At 58.3% G+C, this 7,657-nt stretch carries 6 protein-coding genes, 1 tRNA gene, 1 pseudogene and 1 riboswitch; of the genes and pseudogenes, 3 read left to right on the plus strand and 5 right to left on the minus strand.

The window, feature by feature from the left end:
• Positions 1–400, minus strand: a pseudogene (gene rbcL, locus NW835_RS09635) (ribulose-bisphosphate carboxylase large subunit); the annotation flags it as partial.
• A gap of 501 nt (positions 401–901) precedes the next feature.
• Positions 902–1,504, minus strand: a complete 603-nt coding sequence (clpP, locus tag NW835_RS09640) for an ATP-dependent Clp endopeptidase proteolytic subunit ClpP (protein ID WP_011430060.1) — start codon at positions 1,502–1,504, stop codon at positions 902–904.
• A 331-nt stretch (positions 1,505–1,835) separates the two neighbouring features.
• Here clpP and NW835_RS09645 point away from each other — a divergent pair.
• Positions 1,836–1,908 (plus strand) — tRNA-Glu (locus NW835_RS09645).
• 138 nt (positions 1,909–2,046) lie between these two features.
• Here the strand turns inward: NW835_RS09645 and NW835_RS09650 are convergent.
• The 3 genes from NW835_RS09650 to cobO form a co-directional block, all read right to left on the minus strand.
• Complete coding sequence (locus NW835_RS09650) at positions 2,047–2,391, minus strand: DUF1815 family protein (protein ID WP_414363811.1); 345 nt, start codon at positions 2,389–2,391, stop codon at positions 2,047–2,049.
• A gap of 751 nt (positions 2,392–3,142) precedes the next feature.
• Positions 3,143–4,516, minus strand: coding sequence for a cobyrinate a,c-diamide synthase (locus NW835_RS09655; RefSeq protein ID WP_414415169.1), 1,374 nt, complete (start codon positions 4,514–4,516; stop codon positions 3,143–3,145).
• A 17-nt stretch (positions 4,517–4,533) separates the two neighbouring features.
• On the minus strand, positions 4,534–5,259 hold the full coding sequence (gene cobO, locus NW835_RS09660; protein ID WP_414415170.1) for a cob(I)yrinic acid a,c-diamide adenosyltransferase: 726 nt from the start codon (positions 5,257–5,259) through the stop codon (positions 4,534–4,536).
• A 100-nt stretch (positions 5,260–5,359) separates the two neighbouring features.
• On the opposite strand from cobO, the gene NW835_RS09665 reads away from it, so the two are divergent.
• The gene (locus NW835_RS09665; protein ID WP_414415171.1) at positions 5,360–5,728 is read left to right on the plus strand and encodes a hypothetical protein; all 369 of its coding nucleotides are present in this window, start codon (positions 5,360–5,362) and stop codon (positions 5,726–5,728) included.
• Positions 5,729–5,796: 68 nt separating this feature from the next.
• Positions 5,797–5,907, plus strand: a riboswitch (SAM riboswitch).
• Positions 5,908–6,223: 316 nt separating this feature from the next.
• Positions 6,224–7,468 carry a methionine adenosyltransferase gene (gene metK, locus NW835_RS09670; RefSeq protein ID WP_414376610.1) on the plus strand — a complete coding sequence of 415 codons (1,245 nt, stop codon included), beginning with the start codon at positions 6,224–6,226 and terminating at the stop codon, positions 7,466–7,468.
• Positions 7,469–7,657: the final 189 nt, after the last annotated feature.

The raw sequence follows: 7,657 nt of genomic DNA on the forward strand, positions 1-7,657 counted from the left end.
GCCGCAACGCTTTCAAGGCCTTGAAGCCGAAGACGTTGCCCACGATCGAGGTGAGCATGTTGGTGACCGAGCCTTCCTCGAACAGATCCAGCGGATAGGCGACGAAGCAGAAGTATTGATTCTCTTCGCCCGGAACCGGCTCGATGTCGTAGCAGCGGCCCTTATACCGATCCAAGTCGGTGAGCAAATCTGTCCATACCGTTGTCCAGGTACCGGTCGAGGACTCAGCCGCCACCGCCGCCCCGGCCTCTTCGGGGGGAACGCCCGGCTGAGGAGTAACCCGGAAACAGGCCAGGATATCAGTATCCTTGGGCGTGTAATCGGGCGTGTAATACGTGAGTCGATAATCCTTGACGCCGGCTTGATAGCCCTTTTTGGTTTGGGTTGCTGAGTAGGCCACGTTGATCTCCCTTTAACGCATGACAAAAATGCCATTCACAAATGTAGCCAAGATGCAAAAACCCAGGGGCAAAACCCCAGACCACCGGGTTTTTGGGAATGAGCCTGCCCCACACCTGTGAGGTCATACTTGGGCTTCAAGACACACTTCATCTACACAGATGAAAGTCCTGAACCCTCCTTCTCAAGCGCCTCCAATTGCTAGCTTCGACGCACTGGATTTTGTAAACCTAGTGGGAAGACCTCTAGACAGTGTCTAAGCTAGAATCTCGGCAGATATAGATCCACACTGGTTTAATCCTAAGTTATCATCCGCAATGATGGGCTGATCATTACTTTCTTTATGAGTTCGATTAGTTTGGTTAAAGTGAGGCTTCTGGCTTGGGGCCGAAAATATAGATTTCTTTGGCTTTCTTAATATCCTTAGGGTGGGATCCCTGAAAAAGCCAAAAGCTCCCTTGAGAAGGGAGCTAGGTGGGTTTGTCTGCAGCGGCCAGAGGGGTTAAGAAACGGCGGCCAAGGATGGTTGGGGTCTCCTGGTAATCACCTGGTCGATGAGGCCGTATTCTTTGGCCTGCTCTGGAGTCATAAAGTTGTCGCGGTCGGTATCGCGTTCGATGCGCTCCAGGGGCTGACCGGTGTGGTAGGCAAGCAGGCTGTTGAGACTGTTTTTGATGAAGAGGATCTCTTTGGCCTGAATCTCAATGTCGGTGGCTGGCCCCTGAGCTCCACCGAGGGGCTGGTGAATCATGATGCGGGCGTGGGGAAGGGCAATGCGTTTGCCTTTGGCGCCCCCTGCCAGCAAAAAGGCTCCCATGCTGGCGGCCAACCCAATGCAGATGGTGGAGACATCCGGCTGAATGTGCTGCATGGTGTCGTAGATGGCCATACCGGCGTAGACGGAGCCGCCAGGAGAGTTGATGTAGAGGTAAATATCTTTCTCGGGGTCTTCGGATTCCAAGTAGAGCATCTGGGCCACGATCAGGTTGGCAATGTCGTCATCCACCTGGGTGCCCAGGAAGATGATCCGATCCCGCAATAGACGCGAGTAGATATCAAAGGCGCGCTCGCCGCGTGCAGATTGCTCGATAACGGTGGGAATCATGCCAGTCCAAGCGATGGGTTATTACTTTTTAGTGTAGTGTAAGCCACCGGACGTCTGCTCCGCCTAGGACGGTTTGCCGCCCCCGGGCCGTACTGTGTTGCTGGGAGCCGGCAGCCTGTAGCGTTGACAGATTGAGGCATAGCATGGATGTGATCCCAGGTGAACCCCTCGTGATTGCCAGCTTGCTGGGCCTGGCTCTGCTGGGGATTTTGATCCTGAACTTGGCAGAACGGGACTCGGGAGACGCCGACTAGGAGAGGACATGAGAAAGATTTAAGTTGACAAAATTAAACCTCCCTCTTTACAATCAGGATCGCGTCGTTTCTGGGATGCCCCCATCGTCTAGAGGCCTAGGACACATCCCTTTCACGGATGCGACAGGGGTTCGAATCCCCTTGGGGGTATAAAGGACTGTAGTGAGTACTGGAAGTAGAGGGTCTCTTGGGCGCTGGCAAGAGTCTGGGGAGGCGCCCAGAGCTTGGCCTAGCCGAAGTGAAGTTCAGGGGATCGTAGGCTGTCTTTGTTGCCCAGTTGCATGGGAATCAACTGCTGGTGGCCAGAGCTTCTGCCGGCGCAGCAGCAGCCAGATCGTCTTTGATCAGCTCTGCCAGATCCTGGAGTTGGCGAATGGCTTCTGCCCCTTCTAGCTTCATGAGCTCCCGGTCATCCCGCATCTCCGTCCAACTGATAGAGCATTCGGAAACCAAAAAGCGAATCAAGTGCCCCTCCCGTAAGCTGACCATGAAGGAGGCGCTCTCAAATGAGGTGCCGCAGGTGTAGCAAGAAGCCGGGTAGCCCCGCTTCTCCAAAACGATGGCCAGAGCCTGCAAACTCATCACCAGGTCTTGAACGTAGCTGCGGTATTGCTCCGCCAACCGTGCGAACATCACACTCCTCCTATAGTGAGTTGGCCCATTGGGGGCGCATTCTAGTAATTTATGCCTAGTCACTTAGAGTCAGATCTAGCATAACAATCGACAAATCCTCAAGAAAGGGATCCATTTAGCCTCTCTCCAGAGATCAACCAAGGCTACTGAAGACCAAATAGCACGCTATGTAAAGTCTAAGGCAGTAGGATGTAGTATTTAACACTCTTCTCGGAAGAGACATTAAAGTTTACCCTAATTCAAAACTCTTGCCTGCTGGTCTCGGCTCTCTGCCAAGAACCGGTCAGTTTTCCTGCAGTGGGGCTTGGGCCCTGATCCTGAAGGGCTTTATCAGTGAAGATTTTGCCTGGCCGGGGCAATTGTGGCGGGGCTAGGCCTTACAGACGGATGGAACTAGGGTAAGTTCCCGAGGAATGATGCTGAGAAAAGACTCAGGAATATCACGGATAACTAGAGGGAAACACTCGATGTTGTGGCCTGCGGATTTGGAAGGAGGGAGACTGATTGCTTAAAGAGTCTCAAAGAGCAACTGGGGATCGGTGAAACCTGCTATCGGAGCGGATTTTGGCCCCTGAATGGCGATCTTTATCACTCCCCTGCTTTGAATTTGCATCCAACTTGCCGATCTCCGCTCCCAGAGCAGGCTGGCAGGTTTTTTTGGACAATGACCAGCACCCTGTTGAGGCGAGGCCCAAAAAGCGGCTGAGGCGGACGCGACAACAGGAGACTTGGGCTACATCGCTGCTTCATTTTAGGCGGGATCAGGAGCGCCTTGAGCAATCCTTAAGAAATTCTGGAGTAGCCGCACTGCCAGATCGGGACGAGATCCCCAGTGGAGATGCAGGTAGGAAGCGTGCAGGCGCTGGCTGGTCCATCCTTCCTGGTGAGGCGGGGATCCCCAGATGTAGATTGGGTTGGGGGAGAGAGGGGTGCTGCGGGAGCGGTGAAATTCGTGCCCTTGTAGGCGATCCCCGGCCTTGGCCAGCAGGGTTGGGCGCAGGACAGTGGCCTCGCGGTAGCCCAGACACAGCCGGTCGCCCATGTCCACCTGGATAGGCAGCAGCCCGGCCAGGGGGTAGGTCTTTCCCTTGAAATCGGTGAGGGATCGTCCCAGCACCATCAGCCCGCCGCATTCGGCATAGAGGGGTGGATGGGCGGGCGGCGGTGGGCGGTGGCTTATTTTTTCGGAGAGGGTCGCGGCAAACAGTTCTGGGAACCCGCCCCCCAGCAGCAGGCCATCGCAGGGATCCGGGGGCCACAGCCCCACCTGCAGGGGAGAGTACTCCAGCAGCTCGGCGCCACAGGCCCGCAGGAGATCTAGGTTGTCGGCGTAGTAGAAGTTAAAGGCGGCATCGCGGGCCACCCCTACCCGAACCCGACGCGGTTGTGGGGAAATCTCTGGCCACAGCTCCCCCACTGCCGGCGGCAAGGAGCGAATCAAGGGCAGTAGCTCATCCCAATTCAGATGCTGCTCGGCCAGGTCGGCCCAGGTCTCCTGCCAGCGGGGGAAGTGATCCAGTTCTGAGACGGGCACCAACCCCAGGTGGCGGCTGGGCAGGCGCAGATCCTCACGGCGGGGAAACTGGCCCAAGACCGGGATCCCTACCGCTGCCGCCGCTTGCTGTAAAATCTGGCCGTGCCGCTCTGAGGCCACACAGTTGAAAATCACCCCGGCAATGGTGAGGCGGGGATCAAAGCGGCTCAAGCCGTAGAGCAGAGCGGCCACCGTCATTCCCAGGCCGCTGCCGTCGATAACCAACACCACAGGGATCCCCAGCAGGCGGGCCACGTGGGCGCTGCTGGCCAAAAAGGGTTCTGTCTCGCCGGGCAGGGATGCGGGCGCTCGTCCATCGAAGAGGCCCATCACTCCCTCTACAATTGCTCCATCTTTGCCTTGGCAGTGGTGGCGAAAGCAGCGCTGCACAAAGTTCTCATCGGTTAAAAAGGGATCCAAGTTGCGACAGGGGATCCCGCTCACCGCTGTGTGGAACAGGGGATCAATGTAATCCGGCCCCACCTTGAAGGGCTGAATGCGCAGGCCCCGCCGCCTGAGAGCGGCCAACAGAGCCAGCGTGACAGTGGTCTTGCCGCTGCCGCTTGTGGCTGCCGCCACCAGAATGGCCATCTTGCCCTACCCAAGGACTAGAACTCAATGCCGATTTGCGCTTTGATCCCCTGGTCGCGGAAAGGATGCTTGACCAAGGTCATCTCGGTTACCAAGTCGGCCCGGTCGATCAGGGCAGCCAGCGCGCCCCGCCCGGTCAGGATCACATGCACCCGCTCCGGTTTTTCGGCCAGGCCGGCCAATACCTGCTCCAGGGAGAGGTACCCCAGCTTGAGGGCGACGTTGATCTCATCCAAAAGTACCAGGTGGTACTCGCCGCTGCTGAGCAGCTCCCGCCCCTTTGCCCAGGCCGCCTGCGCATGGGCGATATCCCGCTCGCGATCCTGGGTTTCCCAGGTAAAACCTTCCCCCATGGCGTAAAAGGCGATTTTCCCCAGGCCCAGCTCCGGATGGGCGGCCAACTGGCGCAACAGCTTGGCTTCCCCCGGATCCCAGGCCCCCTTGATGAATTGCACTACCCCCACCGACAAGCCTTGGCCGAGGGCACGGAAGATCATGCCGAAAGCAGCCGTGCTCTTGCCTTTGCCCTGCCCTGTATGCACGATGATCAAGCCCTTGTCGTCGCGCATGCCCGATAGGCGCTGCCGCTGGATTTGCTGGCGGTGCTGCATTCTGCGGCGGTGCCACTGGTTGAGGTCAGTCTCTGTGCCCGCTAGAGACTCCGTCCCGCAATTGCCAACGCCAACAGCCTCAGGCTCTGTTGTCGAGTGGGATCCCCAAGCCGGTGCAGAGAGGTCAGACATGGCGGGTTGGGCCATAATCAGAGGAAACTCGGGTCGGCCGAGCAAGCTCTTCCCCAGCAAACTGCTTTTATCCTACCTCTGGCTGGATTGGGCTGGGATCATGAAAGAACCGGCTACCGCTTTTCGAGATAGCCTGCTGATGTACTCCTTCATCTGGGCCGTGCTGGCGGTAGGGTGTTTTCAAGTCCTGCCCCGTTTGCAAATTGCCTCTGCCGCCCAGTTACAGCCGTGGCTGGGGGCCGCCTATCTGGCCGGGCTGGGGGGATCCCTGTTGGCGGCCCTGGGATCGATGTTGGCCGTCTTGGCGGAAACAACCGCGGGCGCTGCCAGCAAAAGGCATCTGCATCGCTTGGCTTGGGCACTGGGGGCGGTTGGCTTTCTGGGAGTTCTCTTCCCTCTGGGCTTGGCGGGCGTCTTTTTTCTCAGGGCTGCCCAGGCCACCGACTGGTGGCAGGAGCTATTTGGCTGAGACCTGCCCGGAGTGCATTTTTTTGACAAATGCGGAGAGGTTAGGGGTACGATAAGGACAAGTTCCGTTCTTTATCCAGAGCAGACTGAGGGATCAGGCCCAACGAAGCTGCGGCAACCGGCGGAAGTCTCCGCTACGGTGCTAACTCCTGCGGTTAGTCAGTAACCGAAAGATAAAGGAATAAAGCTTTCTCCAGAGGACAGTCCTCTTGGCAGGGGAGTTTTCTGGCAACTTCGCCTCTTAGCGCTTCCCAATAGCTCTGGTTGCAGCAGCAGAGCAAGGCTCTATTGCTTCGGCGGCGAAGTCCTCGGTGCGATAGGGTGCTCTTACTCCTGCGTCGGCCGCGGCCTAGGTCTGCTCTCTGGCTCGGCTGAGCCAGAAGGGATCCCTGCTCAGGCCAGCGGATGATGAACGGCAGCAGCAGGCTCTGCTTTTTGGGCAGTTCTTGGTTGTATCTGTTTCGTCTTAAGGAGAGGTTCGTTGTCCAAGTCGTTTTTGTTTTCCTCGGAGTCGGTGACAGAAGGGCACCCCGACAAAATTTGCGACCAGATCTCTGACGCCATCGTGGATGCCCTCTTGACGGCGGATCCCTTAAGTCGAGTGGCGGCAGAGGTGGTGGTGAATACGGGCATGGTGATCCTGACGGGGGAGATCACCTCGCAGGCGCATGTCAACTTCACCCGGCTGGTGCGGGACAAGGTGGCCGAAATTGGCTATACCGACGCCAGGAACGGCTTCTCCGCAGAAAGCTGCGCGGTGTTGGTGGCTTTCGATGAGCAATCTCCCGACATTGCCCAGGGAGTGAACTTGGCTCTGGAAAGTCGCGCATCCCAGGAAGATGAATTCGACTTGATCGGGGCCGGGGATCAGGGCTTGATGTTTGGCTTCGCCTGCGATGAAACCCCTGAGCTGATGCCACTGCCCATCAGCTTGGCCCACCGCCTCAGCCGCCAGTTGGCCGCGGTTCGCAAAAACGGCACCCTGCCCTACCTGCGCCCGGATGGCAAAACGCAGGTAACCGTGGCCTATGAGGAGGGGCGCCCGGTGGGCATTCACACTCTGCTGATCTCTACCCAGCACACGCCGACCATCGGTGCCATTACAGACGAGGCGGCGGTGCAGGAGCGGATCCGCGCCGATCTCTGGGAGGCGGTGGTGAAGCCAGTGTTTGCCGAGCTGTCCATTAAACCCGACAGCAACACCCGCTTCCTCACCAATCCCACTGGCAAGTTCGTCATTGGTGGCCCCCAGGGGGATGCTGGCCTGACTGGCCGCAAGATTATCGTCGATACCTACGGCGGCTATTCCCGTCATGGGGGCGGGGCCTTCTCCGGCAAGGATCCCACCAAGGTGGATCGCAGCGCCGCCTATGCCGCCCGCTATGTGGCCAAGAACATTGTGGCCGCTGGCCTGGCGCAAAAATGCGAGGTGCAGGTCAGCTACGCGATTGGGGTAGCTCGTCCCATCAACATTCTGGTGGAAACTTTTGGCACCGGCCGTATCCCCGATGAAGCTCTGCTGCGGCTGGTGCAGCGCCACTTCGACCTGAGGCCGGCGGCCATCCTGGCGCAGTTCCAACTGCGAGAGTTGCCCCGCCAAAGGGGAGGGCGTTTCTATCAAAACGTGGCGGTCTATGGGCACTTCGGGCAAACCCATCTGGATCTGCCCTGGGAGCGCACTGACAAAGCTGCCCTGCTGCGGGAGGAAGCTCTCGCGGGAGCGGCCGCCATCCTGGCCTAGGCAAGAGTTGGGATCCCCAGGCAGCAACAGAGACGGTTTGGGGGCCCTCGGTTTTGGCTCTGGCAGGGTGGCGACACAGCGGGGCAGCTGGATAGCCCCGTGCTAAAGTACGGGGCGGAAAAGCCCGTTCGCGTTAGCAGGGCGTAGTCCTTGAGCGACCTGAGTCGCTCGCCAATGGTATAGTTCTAA

The organism is Synechococcus sp. OH2 (assembly GCF_047462155.1).
Classification (GTDB): Bacteria; Cyanobacteriota; Cyanobacteriia; order Thermostichales; family Thermostichaceae; genus Thermostichus.